The organism is Prevotella sp. P6B1 (assembly GCF_000702825.1).
Taxonomy (GTDB): domain Bacteria; phylum Bacteroidota; class Bacteroidia; order Bacteroidales; family Bacteroidaceae; genus Prevotella.
Map to the genome: position 1 here is coordinate 61,448 of NZ_JNKF01000012.1, position 18,158 is coordinate 79,605.

General features: G+C 44.5%; 15 protein-coding genes. 4 read left to right on the top strand and 11 right to left on the bottom strand.

What is annotated here, in order from left to right; translation table 11 throughout:
- Window positions 1-3: 3 nt before the first annotated feature.
- Genes T495_RS0107205 through T495_RS0107240 form a run of 8 tightly spaced genes read right to left on the bottom strand, consistent with a single transcriptional unit; the run spans window position 4 to window position 10,573 of the window.
- On the bottom strand, window positions 4-831 hold the full coding sequence (locus T495_RS0107205) for a glycosyltransferase (RefSeq protein WP_033148171.1): 828 nt from the start codon (window positions 829-831) through the stop codon (window positions 4-6).
- Window positions 828-1,961, bottom strand: a complete 1,134-nt coding sequence (locus T495_RS0107210; RefSeq protein ID WP_028902255.1) for a glycosyltransferase family 1 protein — start codon at window positions 1,959-1,961, stop codon at window positions 828-830. The genes T495_RS0107205 and T495_RS0107210 overlap by 4 nt, the downstream gene beginning before the upstream one ends.
- Window positions 1,958-2,935, bottom strand: a complete 978-nt coding sequence (locus T495_RS0107215) for an acyltransferase (RefSeq protein ID WP_033148172.1) — start codon at window positions 2,933-2,935, stop codon at window positions 1,958-1,960. The genes T495_RS0107210 and T495_RS0107215 overlap by 4 nt, the downstream gene beginning before the upstream one ends.
- Window positions 2,917-4,083, bottom strand: a complete 1,167-nt coding sequence (locus T495_RS0107220) for a glycosyltransferase (RefSeq protein WP_028902253.1) — start codon at window positions 4,081-4,083, stop codon at window positions 2,917-2,919. The genes T495_RS0107215 and T495_RS0107220 overlap by 19 nt, the downstream gene beginning before the upstream one ends.
- A complete protein-coding gene (gene wzy / locus T495_RS0107225) occupies window positions 4,083-5,603 on the bottom strand; it encodes an O-antigen polysaccharide polymerase Wzy (protein ID WP_028902252.1) in 1,521 nt (506 codons plus the stop codon). The genes T495_RS0107220 and wzy overlap by 1 nt, the downstream gene beginning before the upstream one ends.
- Window positions 5,593-7,038 carry a lipopolysaccharide biosynthesis protein gene (locus T495_RS0107230; protein ID WP_028902251.1) on the bottom strand — a complete coding sequence of 482 codons (1,446 nt, stop codon included), beginning with the start codon at window positions 7,036-7,038 and terminating at the stop codon, window positions 5,593-5,595. Before T495_RS0107230 ends, wzy begins: the two co-directional genes overlap by 11 nt.
- Before the next feature lie 48 nt (window positions 7,039-7,086).
- Window positions 7,087-8,157: a hypothetical protein gene (locus T495_RS0107235; RefSeq protein WP_033148173.1), complete on the bottom strand. Its 1,071-nt coding sequence runs from the start codon at window positions 8,155-8,157 to the stop codon at window positions 7,087-7,089.
- Window positions 8,158-8,161: 4 nt separating this feature from the next.
- The gene (locus tag T495_RS0107240; protein WP_231495064.1) at window positions 8,162-10,573 is read right to left on the bottom strand and encodes an SLBB domain-containing protein; all 2,412 of its coding nucleotides are present in this window, start codon (window positions 10,571-10,573) and stop codon (window positions 8,162-8,164) included.
- A gap of 292 nt (window positions 10,574-10,865) precedes the next feature.
- Here T495_RS0107240 and T495_RS0107245 point away from each other — a divergent pair, with 292 nt between their 5' ends.
- From T495_RS0107245 to T495_RS0107255, 3 genes are read left to right on the top strand one after another with little or no spacing between them, the layout of a single operon-like run.
- Entirely contained in the window at window positions 10,866-11,771 is a 906-nt protein-coding gene (locus T495_RS0107245; RefSeq protein ID WP_033148175.1) for a UpxY family transcription antiterminator, read from the top strand.
- 29 nt (window positions 11,772-11,800) lie between these two features.
- Entirely contained in the window at window positions 11,801-13,150 is a 1,350-nt protein-coding gene (locus tag T495_RS0107250) for a glucose-6-phosphate isomerase (protein WP_033148176.1), read from the top strand.
- An 18-nt stretch (window positions 13,151-13,168) separates the two neighbouring features.
- Window positions 13,169-13,843 carry an HAD family phosphatase gene (locus T495_RS0107255; RefSeq protein WP_033148177.1) on the top strand — a complete coding sequence of 225 codons (675 nt, stop codon included), beginning with the start codon at window positions 13,169-13,171 and terminating at the stop codon, window positions 13,841-13,843.
- A 622-nt stretch (window positions 13,844-14,465) separates the two neighbouring features.
- Here the strand turns inward: T495_RS0107255 and T495_RS0107260 are convergent.
- Genes T495_RS0107260 through T495_RS0107270 form a run of 3 tightly spaced genes read right to left on the bottom strand, consistent with a single transcriptional unit; the run spans window position 14,466 to window position 16,292 of the window.
- Window positions 14,466-15,044, bottom strand: coding sequence for a DUF4230 domain-containing protein (locus T495_RS0107260; RefSeq protein WP_033148178.1), 579 nt, complete (start codon window positions 15,042-15,044; stop codon window positions 14,466-14,468).
- Window positions 15,045-15,048: 4 nt separating this feature from the next.
- Window positions 15,049-15,765: a DUF4230 domain-containing protein gene (locus T495_RS0107265; protein ID WP_051651914.1), complete on the bottom strand. Its 717-nt coding sequence runs from the start codon at window positions 15,763-15,765 to the stop codon at window positions 15,049-15,051.
- A gap of 5 nt (window positions 15,766-15,770) precedes the next feature.
- Window positions 15,771-16,292: a DUF4738 domain-containing protein gene (locus T495_RS0107270; protein ID WP_051522895.1), complete on the bottom strand. Its 522-nt coding sequence runs from the start codon at window positions 16,290-16,292 to the stop codon at window positions 15,771-15,773.
- 109 nt (window positions 16,293-16,401) lie between these two features.
- On the opposite strand from T495_RS0107270, the gene T495_RS15185 reads away from it, so the two are divergent.
- Window positions 16,402-18,153 (top strand): sensor histidine kinase KdpD, encoded by a 1,752-nt coding sequence (locus tag T495_RS15185; protein ID WP_081832048.1) that lies wholly within the window; start codon window positions 16,402-16,404, stop codon window positions 18,151-18,153.
- Window positions 18,154-18,158 lie beyond the last annotated feature (5 nt).

The window sequence follows — 18,158 nt, forward strand, 5'->3', positions numbered from 1 at the left end:
ATCTTATCTTAAAAATTGATATGCCAACTTCTTTATCCACGAAGGAGAAACAAGCATACAGAACATGGCAAATCCATAAATATCAGCTTTCCAACTATATCCAAGACATTTATTAATCATTAATCTGTCCTTGAATTGTTTTTTCGCAAAAGCCCACCCACAGCGTCGTTCCTTAAACATAGCATCAGTCATACGGAAATATAGTACTACATCAGGGATATTAGCCTGCAGAGTACCAGCCATCAGTCCATCAAGCCACAACATCGTATCTTGGTTCTGCCGGTATTCTGGTCTGTATTTCCTTCCCTTCAATTTATCAAAGAAACTCTTTCGGAACATCACTGCCGGATGTGCATGGGGATTTCTTTTTGCAAAAAAAGTCCTGCATTCCGAAGGCGTTTCAGGATAAACAATCCTCTTCTTGCGACTATTGCCCCTCTCGTCTATTTCTTCAATAGCACCACCGACAACATCTATCTCCGGGTGGCTATCAAGAAACTTCACCTGTTTTTCAAATCGTGATGGTTCCGAAATATCATCTGCATCCATTCGTGCTATATATTCATACCCGTCTTTGAAACATATATCAAGCAAATCATTAAGCACACAAGCCAAACCGCGATTCTCGTTAAACCTTACAATAGTAGTTTGTTTTGAGTTTTCAATCTGTTGGAAGAATAAATTAATATCATCGCCAACAGGACCATCCACACCTACATAGATGTGATAATCCTTGTATGTCTGCATCACGATACTCTCTATCGCTTTTCTCAAATAATCAACCCTATCCTTCTTATATACAGGAAGAAGCACAGCTACTCTATCTCTCATTCTCTTTTCTTTTTATATTCGATTCCTAATTCCTTCATAAATGTCTCAACTGACTCCTGTGCAGAAAACTTATTAATCTGTGCCCAGCAATGATGAGACAATTCAACTTTTTGTTTCTCAATTCTTTTAAAACCACCTGCTATTTCATCTTCGTCAAGAGGATTAACACAAACACCTGCTGCCCCCACCACTTCCGGAAGACTTGTAGTATTAGAGACAAGTGCAGGCTTATTGTATGCAAATCCTTCTAACGGAGGAATACCAAATCCCTCACAAAGAGATAATAAAACTACAGCTTGACAATTTTGCATCATCCACTCAACATTCTCTCTCGACTGATAGCCTAAATAATGAACATTGTTATTTCCATTTATTCTTTCAATAATCTCTTCCCCACTATTAGCAAGTTTGCCACTAATTAGCAGATTATATTTAATATCACTATTTTGATTAAATATTCTAAATCCTTCTACCATTCTGACAATATTCTTGCCAGGGTGTATATTCCCCACGTATAGGAAGAAAGGCATATTCAAATCAATCTCTTCGCCACCTATACCAGATAGTAGCGGCCGTTCCAGGCTATCAGCCCTTTTTTCACTATTCAAGAAATTGTATGTAATCGTAATATTTTCGGGCTTCACATGGAAATGCCGGATGATTTCCCTCTTGCTATATTCAGATACGGTCAACACCTTATCACACAATTTAAGATAAAGAGCAGTGATCAATTTCAGGTAATTTCTCTGTACAAAGCCATAGCGTTCTTTCTCTGTCAGAAAATAAACATCGTGGAGTGTAAAAATCTTCTTCGACCTCAGAAAAAAGGGCATCGAAGAACAATAACTGTAAAACACATCACAAGGTTTTATATATTTGTAGAATTTTGTTTGTTCGAATAAAATACGCTTGAAACCACGACCCACATTCGGAACATCCACAAATTCAACATTTAAAGACTCGGGAATACCAATATACTCTTTTGATATGCATTGCTGCTTATATACAATAAGCTTGCTATCAAGCAGTTTGTAATTGCCCAACTCCTGCAACAAAAGCTTTATATATCTAAATGCCCCAGAACCCTGTTCTGAAAATAAGGGTATTAAGTTTATACCAATTGTCTTCATTTACCCAATATTAATAAGGAACCCCATTTAGTCTTCTCCATGGCTCTTACGAGGTAATAAGAAACCACTAAAATCAAGAAACTGATTGCAAATAGCATTATCAATGATTGAACTTCATTTAATTCTACATATTTATGAGCTTCATAATATATCCTATATAAAAAATAATGTACAACATAAATACCTAAAGAGCATTGACCAATTCTATTTAAAAATGCCCCCCCAACTGTCATTTTCAACCTGTTAGAAATCACAAGCCAAAACACGCATCCTGCCAGGTTTGTAACAAACCAGATTATAAAATCCAAATTTGAAGCTACATCCTTTATATATAGAATATAATATGTACCAAGTAACAAATACCCTACAGAAATAATAATAGATAGTTTACCATCAACAATACTTCTTCCATTTCCGAACAATTTTAGCAAAACTCCACTTGCGAATATGAGATAATACCTTCGGAAACTTGCAAGACTAAAAAAATAAATAATATCTTGATTAAGAATCTTAGCTAGAAGCACAACAACGACAAAAGGTAGCAATAGAATTAACAATACTTTTGCAAGGTTCCCCTTGTTTATATATTTTTTTAGCAATAGTAAGGATATTATAAATAAAAACAAAACAAACAAGAACCAATACCCTCCTTTAGGGTCCTGAAAAACAAAAGTAAATCCTGGAGGTGTTCCTGAAAGTAGATTTTGATAAAGGTTATATAAGCACCCGACAAAAAAGAAAGGTATTAACAGATGTTTCGCCTGCTTTAACAGATACTCCTTTATAGGTAAATCATTGAAAGATTTTCCTATTGAAAAAAAACCACTTATGAAAAAAAATAAAGAAAGAAAATAGGTGTTTATAAAAGACCTAATCTCCTCATTTCCATGTATAGCAGCAACATGATAAACAATAACTGAAAAGATTGCCCATCCTTTCGCTATATCGAAATACTCTATTCTACTTGTCTGCATCTTTCTCTAATAAAATCCAATATCTTAGTCACTCTCTTCTCTATGGTCAATTCTGAAGCTTTCTTTAAAGCCCCTTCCCTCAAATTCTGCCTCAGAGGCTCATCATTTTTAAGTTTAACTATTGCATCAGCTATCTCCTGTACACTCATAGGACTAACCAACATAGAATTTGATGAGTCAAGAATGTCATAATTAAATGGCAGATCTGAAGAGATAATGGGAAGGCCGCATGCCATTGCTTCAATAACTGAATTCGGACAACCTTCAGCTAAAGAAGGGAGAACAAAAACATCAGCACAATTTAAATATCTCACTATTTCCGCATGAGGCAAGGTTCCCTTGAATAATATGCCTTCACAGTCCGGCTGGGCTGTCTCGTTATCAGCGACACTGCCGATGAAGATTGATTTAATTCGAGGGTCGTTCAACTGAGCAAGGGCTTCTGCTACTCGCATAGCACCCTTACGTTGGTTAAACCGTCCACAAAAACCCACAATGAATGCATCAGGAGGGAATCCCAACGATTTCCTGGCTTCCATCTTATCAATTGGATAAAACTCTTTGGGATCGTATGCATTGGGGAGTACAACACACTTGTCGGCGGTAGCAAGCCCTTGCTGTATACTTTCTTTCTTATTTTTAGTAGAAACACATATCACACCTGACACTCCATATTTTAGCCTGCTGATATCTCCTGCAGAAATATAATTATGAATGGTTATTTTGTCTTCACCCGTAGCTATAAATAGCGGTTTCCCCTCCTTATGTGCTATTCTTTCTGCATTGAAGCCATTAACCCAAAAATGCGAATAAAACAAATCTGGCTTCATGCGGTTCCTCTTAAAAGTGAACTCTGTCGCCCATTTATTAAAACGAGCTGTCCATTTACCCAACAAACCTTCACCGAAAGTGAAAGTAATTGGTCTATATACCTTTATGATTCTCATATCACCAGATACATCTACCTGATCCTCGAAATAACAGGGAGCAAGTTTACCACCTCTTAACAGATATTTAGTTATAGACTGGGGTGCAATCACCACAATCTTGCAGCCTTTTCGAGTCATTTCATGCGCAAGAACCTGAATAAAAGCTGAATAGGGCAACCCTTTTGATGGATAACCATCCGTACAGATACAAATATTCATTATTCAACGCTTTTGGGGGATATACAAGACTTAAACAAAGAAAACAACAAATTCAGCACTATATAAATAATCACTATATATAAGATTCGACATAAGACGAAAGAAAAGGATGCCCTGGGTATATAGACTGACATTGAGGCATACTTTAAGAAAGTAATCATAACTAAAAATGAAGAAATCGACCCATACACAAGTTTTTCATCAATTCGACGATACACCCAACCTACCAAAAACATACCAGCCATTATACCTAAAATACCAAAATCCAAGTAAAAATCCACCAACACAGTCGTACCAAGTCCAATCATGTAATCCTTACCAAAAAAGGAAATAGTAACATACTCATTTGTCGCTGTCCTATATAGATTCAAATCGAATAAGCTTGTTGTAACTCGATTCATAGCTGGAATCGCAGATAGTATTTCACACAAATTATAAAGACCATATTTATATTCCGTCTTATGCTCATCAATATCATGAATAGCTATAAAATTACAATTCACCGATTTAGACAATTCGTAAGTTAGTGGGCTTATTGATTTCACCTCAGAATCATCTCCCAGATCATTAAAACTTCGAGAAACTTTTTCAACAAAAGTTTCGTTAGGATTTCTATAATTACGGACAGTATTTAAAATAGTCATAGAAAACGCTCCTACTGCAACTAAAAGTACTATGACTGATAGTTTAAATTTTCTTTTTGACACCAGCAAATATGAATAAAAGAACATAAGTGCCGTATATATTACCGGACCTCTATCGCCACTAACTAAACGCAATACAATATACAAAAGGACCGATATGAGAAAATAAAACGGAAAAGAAAGAAAATACCGTAATAGAGTAGAAGGTTTGTTATTATTAAGACACTTTTCAGTTGTCAAGGCTACAGTTATAGTCATAAAAGTATCAAAAAGCGTCTCCCAAATAGCAAAAGGTGTTGTTTCTCTATCAGATGCGCCAGAACCTTCATAATCCACGCCTGTTAAAAAACTGACAAGATCAATATTGATTACAAATAGAACAAAAGCAACGCATGATAATAATGCCCATTTCTCTATACTTAGCTGAGAGAGCTTATAAATATGCTTATTAAATATATGTTTCAGTAAAGATGATTCTTTTACAAAAGAATATCCAAACAAATAAAAGACAAGCCCAATTAAACTACAATAAAGGACCTTACCAATATAGCCCGAGTATTCCGTCGTTTCTAAATACGCATCAATTGTATCGTATTCTAACCATGAACTAATAATGACTTGGAAATTTACGATAACGAAAGATAATAAAAAGATATTTGATGGTTTTACCCACGACCTAAATAATTGAGGATCGGATACATACTCCTTAAAGATGAAAGACATCAACAATATGAGGACCCCTCCAAAAAGGAAAGGATAAGAGACGTTATCATCTTTTTCAAAGAAAAACAACATCAATAAAACAAATGTCAAATATATCAAACCAAATATATAGAATATTCGCTCTGAAAATATTTGCAATCTATCATTTTGCATATGATGATTTTCTTAAATATTTTAATGAATAATCCTTCAAATACAAATAAGTAGTCGTATTCAAATATCTGTTCAGAATAATAGCTAATATAATAAAAACCAAATTCATGAAGATCATATGATTAGCTATATCAAACTCACTCATCATCAAGCATACTATACAAGATAAAAATGCTGGCAAAAAAGCTTGTACATACACTTTTAAACTACCCCAAAAAGATATATCACATTTCCATTTCATTTCCATCAAAGAAAAAACAAAGCGTATTAATGAATACATGAGAAGGGCAAAGAGCAAATAGTTTATCCCCAAACCAAACAAAACCAATAAAAGCATCACAAAACAAATGAGTGTGCTTACAATTTCAAACCTAAGGATTGATGATGTATATGCCAAACTCTTCAACAGATTTCTATTAAGGGATGTACCCATCTGGATTAATCCCCAGCACAATAGTATTTTCAGATACGGGGTAGTATCCATCCATTTTTCACCTAAAACAAGGTATACTATTATATCTGCATTTATAATTAATAAAAAAACAAAAGCAGACATAAGAGTGAACGAAAATGAAGATATTTTCATTGAATGATTTATAATTGAATTATCATCTTCTTTACTTAATAATGGGAATAATGCTCCATCGATAACCGTATTAGAAATTGAGGTTATAACACTCTGAAGTTTATAACTTTGATTAAAGAAGCCAGTAATTGTCAAGGATGCTATTTTTGCAACAACATTAATAAAAATATTCTCACTTCCTCCTTTTAAGACATTAGCCATCGTTGTGTTAAAGCCAAATCCAAACATTTCATTAAAGGACTTCTTGGAGAAAGTAAAATTCAATTTATATCTTGTTATGCAATATAACAAAACTGTCAAAATAGCCGAAGAAACAATATATTGACCTATCAGGCTGTACACACCCATCCCATAAACCGCCATAACTATCGCCGTTGCCAAGCCCATAAAACCTGATATCAGTGTTACTAATGAATACTTCTTAAATTCAAGATTTCTGATAAGAATCGTTTTAGGCACAATAGAAAACGATTCTATAACAACAATTAATGCATATACCCTCAACAGATTTGATAAAATAGGAGTTTTATAAAACAAACCTATATAGGGCGCTGATATAAAAATAATAATGTATAAAACAAATGAAAAACTAATGTTATATAAAGATAGCGTAGAAAAGTCCTCTTTACTAACATTTTTCTTTTTTATCAAAGCACCTGCAAGTCCAGCGTCTATCAATGACTCAGAAACAGATATAATAACAGCCATCATACCTATCAAGCCATAATCTTCTGGCTGCAAAAGTCGCGCCAGAATGATAGTAGCCAGGAAATTCAATCCTTGCCGGCCTACAGCTAACAAGGCATTCCAAAAAACGCCTAAAATGAAAGTAGTTCTTTTATCCTTCACTACAATATTACAAAAAGATGACACTATATTTTTACAACTACAACATGACTATAAACCGAAAAGGTTCTTAAGGTCATCTTCTTTGTAAAGCGCATAGATAGAAACGCAGATAAAAGCAAGAAAGAGGCATATCACACAAGAGGACGCACGCTTTGGGCCTGTTTTTTTTGCAGGAATAGTAGATGCCTGAATCACTGCAAAGGCTGGTGTATCCTCCTGGAGTTTCATCTCTGCCTGCTGGTACTGGGCTACCACCTGCTGATAAACGGTGCGCTGCAGCATCATCTCGGTTTCCAGCTCAGCCTTCCTCTGCAGGATACGCTCCTGGAAAGAATGCAAGTTAGCATCTGAAAATGATGCATAAGCACGACTGGCTTTCTCATAGTTCCGTTTGGCTTCAGCAAGGAGCTTTTTATTATACTCCAAATCAACACGGGCTTTGCTGGTACGATAGTCCGTAATATATCGTTGGAGCAGGGCCATGGTTGAATCTGCCATGGTGGTACAAACAAGAGGATCATGGTCCTTGACACTGAGCGAGATAACCATCGTCTTCTTATCGACAAGGCACGTCACATTATCCTCAATGGCTTTGGCCATGACATACTGTTTCTTAGTCAGCTGGCGAGGATTAATCGTATCGGCGTCCTCTTCATCGCTTTTGAACAAAGCCATGAGAGATTTGACTGCCTGACTCCACCAAGGCTTCTTCTCTATATTTTTCTTATAATCATAATAAGAATATTCCTGTGTAGCATCCTCTGGACGAACCTTGATTTTAAAGAGATCGGCCTTAAAATCTACCGAAGTCATCAGGTCGGGATAGAGTGTGGGGAACAGGGCCTCGGATGAGTTACCCATTCCAGAACCTAACTTGACACCGAAGCTACTCGCCAAAGAGGCTAAGCTACTGGTTGAAGTAGAGCGATTGGAGAGTTCCGGGCTCAACTTGACAGTACAGGTATAATAGTTGGGAATGGAAAGCATATATAATGCTGACAGTGCAAATGCCAACGGTAAAACGATATAATACAGTCGTTTATGCTTCAACAGATCACGGTAAATCTTACCAAAATCTATTGGTTTTCTTTTCGGAGTTACAGTCTTATTCTCTGTCATAATCTTATTTCAGTATGTTAGCAATGGTGGCAAACATGGTGGCGAGGCTGGCGGCGCTGGTGCCGATGCCTAACCAGCGGGAGATGGCGTTGTTGTCGCGGGGTGCCTTAGAGGGCACAACGACCTCGCAGCCCGGCTCAATCTTGCCACCCTTCTTGGCGATAGCCATGGTGCCGTTCTGATACACGATATAGGTGTGGCTCTTCTTGGCACGGTTGCCAAAGCCACCTGCCTGCTTCACGTAGTACTTGTAGCCCTGACCTTCGTTGTAGGCAACGGTATTGGGCGCCTGCACATCGCCACTGATACGGACGGTATGGTTGAAACGAGGCACAATGAGGCGGTCGCCATCCATCAGCTCGATATCCTGTGTACATCCAGGATTAGCCAGGGCCTCATCGAGATGGATACCCACGGTATAGTTATCAGACTGGGCAATCTTGTCGATAGCAATCGAGTCCTTACCATCGGCACTCTGGCGCGCCATGCGCAGCACAGCCTGCATACGAGCCTTCTCATCATCGGTCATCTTACGTACCAGACGGGCGCCACGTACATCGCTGCCGGGGATAGCACCGCCAGCCGCCTTGATGACATCGGAGAGGCGCTGGTTCTTGGTCTCCATGGTATAGGTTCCCTGGAAGGCTACCTCGCCCTCGACACTGACACGAACGGGCTTCTGGAAGACCGGGCTCTTACGGATCTGCACGATATCGTAGGGCTCGAGCACGAAGCTGCGGTCGCCATCGACCTTGAACTGATCCTTCAGCGGGAAGCTGAAGGTCTTGGCTATCTCCATGCCTGCCTCAGAGGCGTTGGGGTCGTAGATGCGGCGCGACACATCGACCTTCAGCGTAGAAGCCGCATCGGTCAGACCACCTGCCAACAGGATGAAATCCTCAATGGTCATATTCTCAGCATACTCGTAGGTGCCGGGGAAGATCACCTCGCCATCGATGGTGAGGGTGCGCAGGTTCTGATGTTCGGCCAGGGTCGGAATGAAAATCACATCCTCGTTCTTCAAAGGCATATCAGCCTCGGAACCATTGAGGATGCCCTCGATATTCAGCGAGATGACCTCCTGGGTGCGGTTGGGCTTCATACGGCGCATCACCGCGCGTGAGGTCATCGCCTCTTCGGTCAGACCGGCAGCGGTCTCAATCAATGTGCGGACAGTGCTCACCTTATCGCCCAACTGGTACATGCCGGGACGCCAGACAGCACCCTTGATCTCGACCATGTTCTTATAGCGGTCGTACACGGAATCAACAATCACTGAGTCGCCATCGGTCATCTTGAAGCTCGACAGATCAAACTCCTCGACATTATATACACTCTTCAGGTCCTCGCTCTTACGGAGCACACGGACCTGCTTCTTATAGGCATCGCCAGCGAAACCGCCACTGTACTTCAACAGGGTGGCGAGACTCTCGTTGGCCTTCATCTCGTAAGCCATCGGACGTTTTACACGACCGGTGATATCCACTAAGCAGTCGTAAGCGCCTACCTGTACCACATCGTTGTCCTGCAAACGGATGTTACCAGCCAAGCGACCATTGAGGATGAACTCATAGACATCGACCGTGGTCACCAAGCGACCCTGACGGAACACCTTGATGGCACGCAGCGTACCCAAGTCGCTGATACCGCCTGCCATATACAGGGCATGGAACACCGTGGCAAAGGCACTCAGGGTATAGGTGCCGGGCACCTTCACCTCGCCCATCACATTGACCATGATGGTGCGCGTCTGTCCGACGGTGACCTTGATATCCGAGCTCTGGTAGTAGCCACCCAACTTGTTGCGGATGCGCTTCTGGGCTGCAGTCACCGAAAGACCGCTCACATGGATGGGACCGAAATCAGGCACGGTGACATCGCCATCGGGGCTCACCGTGAGTGAATTGCTCTCCTGTGTGGCGCCATAGATATCGATAATAAGCTGGTCGCCAGGACCCAGCACATAGTTCTGGGGGGTGGCGATATTCATCTGGGGTTCGAACGACAGGTTGGTGCTGTTGAAGATGTCGCGACCAAACACTTTCTTACCCATGGATGCCTGATTGGCAGGCTCGGGCATAGAAGCGAAAGCACTCTCCTGCAGAGCGGTCTGACTGCCAGCGGTCTGGTTGGGGCGCACGGTTCTGTCGGCTTTCACCTCATTGTTCACACGCATGCGCTCCTTCGCACGGTCGATAGAGTTATCGACACTGTTATCAAGACCACGCTCAGTGATCTGTTTGGCATACTGCTGGCGCAGGCGCTGAATCTGTTCAACAGTCGCGCCACGCTGGATCAGTTGCTTCGCCATATCGGCATTTGAAACACCCGAATTTCTCAACTCAAGAGCATACTTCACAACCTCCTGATCAGACAAGGTCTGTGCTACCGCCAGATGCACTGACAGTAACATCATCCAAAAAAGAACGAATTTTCTCATATTTAATTATAGATCTTTCATACATACATAAAAAACGTCTTCCTAACGTTCAGCGCAAAACATTGATTACCAGAACATTAGACATTTTATTAGCGTAATATCACCGTAACATGGAACAATTGATTGAACCGGTTCCACTCTTTTTCTTGCGCAAAAGTAACACAAATAAATGAAACATCCAAAGAAAAAGGCATAAAAATGAAGAAAACACCCAAAAACGTACAATATCTCAAAAAAAAAAAGTACCTTTGCAGCCAAATAAAAGAAAATGGATCAAGTGAGCGACATACAGCAGTGGTACAGCATAGGATGCCTCAGTAGCCTGAAGGAACTGAAGGTGCGCGACGATGCCCGAAACTACGGGTTAGAGGCGTTTGTACCCCTGAAATACCAGATCAGAACCAGTCTGAAACAGAAGCAGCGCATCCTGGTGCCTGCCATCTCGGGGCTGCTGTTTGTGAAGGGTACCGAGGAGGAGGTGAAAGCGTATGTTGACAGAAGCCACTTCCAGGTATATATGCGTAAGTCCACTTTTTCGAACAAAGAGGATTATCTCACCGTGCCCTGCAAGGCCATGGAGGCATTTATTGCGGTGACCGAGAACAACGAGCAGCATATCACTTATTACAGACCCGATGAGATCAAGCTCCAGGCTGGCGACCAGATCCGTGTGAAAGGCGGTATCTACGACGGTAAGGAGGGAATCATCATGCGTATCAAAGGCAAGCGCAACAAGCAGTTGGTGGTACAGATACCAGGACTGTTGGTGGCTGCCGTAGAGATGGCACCCGAGCTGATTGAGTTGAAAGCGCAGCAGCAGGAGATCATCGATGAGAAACCCTCGAAGAATATTGACACTGACAAGAAGTTCCTGTACGACACAGCGCATCGGTTGCTGTTCGACATCACAGGACCTTATAAAGAGAGCGCAGAGTACTTTCTGCTGCTGTCGGAACTGAAGCGCTGTCGCGCCAGACTGCTGCCCATCAAGGGGTTTACGCCTGCTACCGAGGCTGAGTTGGCACTGCCCTTGTATATGGCGGCTGTCATCATCAACGAAGACATTGAACCATGCCAGGAGCGACTCATCAAGGCGATGGCACGGCTGAAGGATTGCAGTAAGCTCAAGGCGAGATGCGAAGAGATGCTGAGGACATTGAACTTTGAATATTGAACATTAAACATTTATAATTTTAACTGATTATGGAAATGATTAAGCTTGACATTACGAAGGCTGCATGCTTCCTGAAGGAAGGCGCAGTGGAGAGTTTTGAACCAAAGGTTGCTGAGGCACAGAAGGCACTTGAGGCTGGTACATGCCCTGGTAACGATTTCCTGGGTTGGCTGCACCTGCCCAGCAGCATCACACCTGCTTTCCTCGATGAGTTGCAGGCTTGCGCCGACACCCTGCGCGCCAACTGCGAGGCTATCGTCGTAGCTGGTATTGGTGGTTCGTACTTAGGTGCACGTGCCGTGATCGAGGCACTGAGCAACGCTTTCAGCTGGTTGGTTAACGATCCTAAGAACCCCACCATCCTGTTTGCTGGTAACAACATCGGTGAGGACTATCTGTTCGAACTGACCGAGTACCTGAAGGGTAAGAAGTTCGGTGTGATCAACATCTCGAAGAGTGGTACCACCACCGAGACTGCCCTCACCTTCCGTCTGCTGAAGAAGCAGTGCGAGGCCCAGCGTGGCAAGGAAGAGGCAAAGAAGGTGATCGTAGCTGTGACCGACGCCAAGAAGGGTGCTGCACGTACCTGCGCCGACAAGGAGGGTTATAAGAGCTTTATCATCCCCGATAACGTGGGTGGTCGTTTCTCTGTTCTTACACCAGTAGGCTTGCTGCCTATCGCCTGCGCTGGTTTCAGCATCAAGGATCTGGTAGCCGGTGCCCAGGACATGGAGAAGGCTTGCGCCCCAACCGTACCATTTGCCGAGAACCCCGCTGCCCAGTATGCTGCCGTACGTAACGGTCTCTACCAGAGCGGTAAGAAGATTGAGATCATGGTGAACTTCCAGCCCAAGCTGCACTTCTTCTCTGAGTGGTGGAAGCAGCTCTACGGCGAGAGCGAGGGTAAGGACCTGAAGGGTATCTTCCCTGCCAGCGTTGACTTCACTACCGACCTGCACTCAATGGGTCAGTGGATTCAGGAAGGTGAGCGCACTATCTTCGAGACCGTGATCAGCGTTGAGGAGCCCGAGAAGAAGCTGCTCTTCCCCAACGACGAAGAGAACCTGGACGGCCTGAACTTCCTGGCTGGCAAGCGTGTGGACGAGGTGAACAAGATGGCTGAGCTGGGTACACAGCTGGCTCACGTGGATGGTGGTGTGCCCAACATGCGCATCAGCGTGCCTAAGTTGAACGAGTACTACATCGGACAGCTCATCTACTTCTTCGAGATTGCCTGCGGCATCAGCGGCAACGTGCTGGGTGTGAACCCATTCAACCAGCCTGGTGTAGAGGCCTACAAGAAGAACATGTTCGCCCTCCTCGACAAGCCCGGATACGAGGCAGAGAGCGCTGCTATCAAAGCCCGCCTCGCGAAATAAAATTGTTGCAAAAAACATATGATAAGAGCGGTGTTGTTTGACATGGACGGGGTGCTGTATGATTCCATGGGGAATCATGCAGTGGCCTGGGTCCAGTCGATGCAGAAGTTCGGTATCAATATGACAACCGATGATGCCTACGCCACTGAGGGAGCTCGTGGCGTAGACACCATCCGTTATATGGTAAAGCAACAACAAGGTCGCGACATCACCGAAGCAGAATCGCAGCTGATGTACGATGAGAAGACACGTATCTTTCACTCAATGCCAGAGGCGCCCATCATGCCGGGAATCTTATCGCTCATGGAGCAGATACACGCAGCTGGCATCACCATTGGCGTGGTGACTGGCAGTGGTCAGCGCCCCCTCATCAACCGCATCCTGCGCGATTTCGGCAAATACGTGAGTATCGATAATATCACCACCGCCTACGATGTGAAACGAGGCAAGCCCAACCCCGATCCCTATCTCATGGGCCTTGAGAAGGCAGGTCATCTGCAACCGAGCGAAGCGATAGTCGTAGAAAACGCGCCACTCGGTGTTCGCGCTGGCATAGCTGCCGGTATCTATACCATAGCGGTAAATACTGGTCCGTTAGCAGACAAGGTGCTCCTTGATGCCGGGGCTAGCATTCTTTTTCCTACCATGATTTCGTTAAGTGAAGCTTGGAAAGATTTGCTTTCTAAATTCTAATTTTTTTTGGTCTTTCGACCAATGGGGGATGCTCCCCCACGGTGTTGAGCGTTCAACCCAAAAACGTCCTGAGCTCAGAGGCCGGAACACAAATTCTTTAAATCACTCAAAGAACTCGCTGCGCTCAAACAGCTTTTCGTATTTCGTTGTTCAGATTGCATTCCGCAATCCGAAACTCAATGTTGATTCAAAGAATTTGCATTCCTCTAAAGACCTCTTCGTGCGGAATGTTTTTGTGTCTGAACACTCAACACCGTCCCCTACTCACTATTGCTGATGACCACCTTTCCCCATTCGTCCTCACAACTACCGACTGCCATCAAAGGCATCTTAAGTGAAGCAAAGATAAAACAAATAAATTTTCAAGGGCTGTATCCCTAAGAAAACATTCCGCACGAGGAGGCATTTATAGGATGTACTATTATCGGAATCGTCTTCGATTCTTGTGTCGCGTAAGCGAGACAAGCAAATCGACATGAGAAGCTGTTTGAGCGGAGCGAGTTCTTTGCAAGCAAAGCGGCAAAGCCGAGCGCATCGAATGATTACGATAATATTACATCCGGCCTCTGAGCTCAGGACGTTTTATTAGGGATATAGCCCTTGCAGTTGATATAAGAGGACACTACTCGAAGGTAAGGGTGATGGTTTTGTAGCCCAATTGGGTGAAGAGGTTGCGGAGTTGGGACTCGGCGTTGGATTGGGCGGTGGTGAGGTTTTCTTTGGTGAGGCAGTGGTGGAGCATCTGGCGGTGGGCCTTTTGGTAAAGGGCCTGGTGGGCTTGGGGGGGCCATTTGCCACTCTCGTAGAACGACTTGGTTTTGGCTTCGTCGATGAAGTCTTTGTCCAGGAGGGTGACCTTGGGTAAGGTTACCTGGAGGGTGTCGCTTTGGACGCGTATCGCGTCCTCGCTTAGGTTTTGCATGTTGATGCCTAAACGAAGCGTTCCGTAATAGATACGCACCAACTCATCATCTGAGAAGAATCCCTTACGGACGGTATCAACCATTTCCTCGGCAGAGATGGACAGAAACTCCCACTCACCAATATCCCTGATGGACTGAATCTGTGTAGGGGTGGGCTCAATATTCTCATTGGAACCAATCTCGATATAGTTGCTCTTCAGGGCACTCTTGACCCAGAAGAAAACCGCTATAACAGCGATGACTACAACTACACCTATGATGATATGAATCTTCTTCATGACTTTAATCCTCCATGCGTGTTAAGCCTTGGAACTTATGCTTGAAATCCAAATCTTTTCGGAAAGCAATGGTGATATTCTGCTCCTCGTAGCCCAACTGGGTAAGCATGGGCACGAGCACCTTAGCCGCATTGGCACGGGCTGTTTCTTCGATACCCATATCAGGAATACTTTGCAGGATGGCCTCCCTACCCTGTTGCTGATAATTAGCAAGTTCCTCATCGCTAAAGTGTGCACGCGTCAAGCCTACATACTGCTTCACGTTCTGCTGATCAATCTTAGAACTGGTCATCACTACCTGTGGATCGGGCAGGATGATGGTAATCTTATCACCACTACGCTCGATATTCTTCTCAGAAAACTCAGAGAAATCGATATATGCCTTGATTTTAGCATCCATGGGGATGGCAATTTTACGGTCCGCCAAAGGCACCTTGAGGTTGAACTGCTTACTCATGAGCTGTCCCTTGAGGCGCAAAGCATCATCGTGAGTAATAATCTTATGCACGCGATATTCGGCCGTATAAAGTTTAGAGCACTTCTGCACCTGCATGATGAGCATGGGCACGGTATCGATGCCCGTGGCGGGAGACAGGTCCCTGGCACCGGAATCGGATGCCAGGGACCTGTCCCCTGGCAGGGAGCAACGGATGATGCCGAGCAACAACAGCAGCAACACCAACACACCACTTGCAACGAGAATGCTACGACGCTGTTTCATACCGCTTACTCCAAATCCTGATCGCGCGAAATGCCTACCTCACCAAAGTTGCTCACCGTCACAATGAGGGGAATATACTCATCGGTCTGGGGATGACATACGCTGGCGGCAAAGATCAACTGGTTGCCCTCAGCCTTATCGAACACAAAGCCTTCGAGTATACCCGTCTTACGATAATCATCATCCAAGCAACCATCGAAAGCAGCCTTGGTGAAGGTCTTGCTACAGAACACACTACCATCGGTACGGATGACCTTCAGCGTGATGCGGTTATCGACAAACTTCTGACCGTTCTCGTCCTTTACCATACGCAAAGAGTCATCGGCTGTTCGCGATACCTCAATCTGATACTGCTTACCCAACCACTGCACATCCTTTACATCCTGATAATCCTGCATACGGATGGGAGCCTGAGGCTTGGGAGCCTCGGTATGCTGTACGATGATGTCATCGTGTTGTTTCTTCTGACCGCAGCTTGCCAATAAACAGGGCACTGCTATAAGGGCTAAAAATACTTTCTTATTCATCTCGCTTTCTTAAATTTGCTGCAAAGATACTATTTTTTTCGAAAAATATTTGGTAATTATGAAATAATTTGTACTTTTGCAGAAAAGAATACCGACTAACCTAAGATTTATGAATATAGGACGAATCCTTTTGGCTACAGCGCTATTACTTGGAACGAGTGCCAGCCACGCAAATATAGATTTTAAGAAAGACGCGAAATACATAGAACTTCGCGACTCGATGAGTCATGCGTTTAACGACGGCGACAGTGCCCGCTTTTACACGCACCTGAAAAACCTGCAGCAATACCTGTTGGACCACAACGACCTGCACGGCTACTACACGCAGCGGTGCAACGACATCGTGTTTGAGATGAACCGTCAGCATATCTTCGAGGCTTATACCAAAGCCCAGGAGCTGTCGAAGGAGTTGCGCGAAAAGAAGTTGACCAAGGAGATGTATATGGCCGTGAACATGATGGGGCATATCAACCGCTACTGTGGTAACAAGGAGGCTGCCAAGAAATGTTGGTACGAGGTAGTAGAGATGATGGAGAAGAACGGCTACTTCGAGAGTATCCCGCCCATCTACATGAATATCATCAATGTGGCCTTAGACGATGACGCTCAGGAGGCATTAGACCTGATGGATAAGGCCAAGGAGATTGCCGAGAAATACTCGCCCGAACGGGTGTTCGACATCGAGACCCGCAAGACCCTGACCTACTATAACAGTGGGGACATCCAGCAGTTCTTAGAGGGCTACAAGGTGTACAAGGAGGGCGAGAAGAAAGGGCTCTCATCCGTTCACGGCCGTAGCATGGAGGCCTACTATCTGGCGTGCATGGGACAGGTGGACGAGGCCATCGCCTATGCCAAGCGCGAACTGGGCGACGAGGGTGCTGAAGCTATCCCGCTGATCTACGAGCGCGCGGGCCGCTGGAAGGAGGCCTACGAGTCGTTCAAGAAAGAGTCGCTCATCAGCGACTCGATCGACAATGTGGTGCTGACCAACAGCATGCAGGGTATTCAGGACCAGTTGAAGCTGTATGAAACCGAAAAGAAAGCCGCTACCGACCGTACCTATGGCCTGTTAGGCGCCATCTTCCTGCTGACGCTGCTGCTGGGTCTGAGCTTCTATATCGTGCGCAGTCGCAAGAGACACCTGCAGGAGCTGACGAAAGCCTATAACAAGGCGCTGGAGTCGGACAAGATGAAGACCGCCTTTATCCAGAACGTGAGTCATGAGGTGCGCACGCCGCTGAACATCATCACCGGGTTTGCCCAGGTGATCTCCGACCCGCAGTTGGACGCCAACCCGGACGAGCGCAGCCATATCGCCCTGATGATGCAGCGCAGCACCCGACAGGTGACGATGCTCATCGACGAGATACTGGGGCTGTCGCTCATCGACTCGACGGAGCAGTGGCCCAAGGACGACCTGTGCCGCGTGAACGACCAGTTGCGCACGATGCAGGAAGAATACCGCAACCTGACGGGAGACGGGGTGACGCTGCAGTTGGACACCACCCTACCCGACGACCTGACGCTGCGCACCAATGAGAACATGCTGCGCCGCCTGGTGAGCTGTCTGCTCGACAATGCAGTGAAATATACCACGGCGGGCCATATCACCCTGCGTGCCCGCCAGACCGACAGCACGCTGGAGCTGACGGTGGAAGATACGGGTAGCGGTATTCCTGCCGAAGAAGCAGAACATATCTTCGACCGTTTCGTGAAGCTCGACAACTTTAAGGAAGGTATCGGCCTGGGACTGCCGTTAAGTCGCAAGCTGGCAGAACAGTTAGGTGGAAAAGTAGAACTGGACACCACCTATACAGATGGTGCCCGGTTTATCGTTACACTGCCAATAAGCGAATAAGCCTA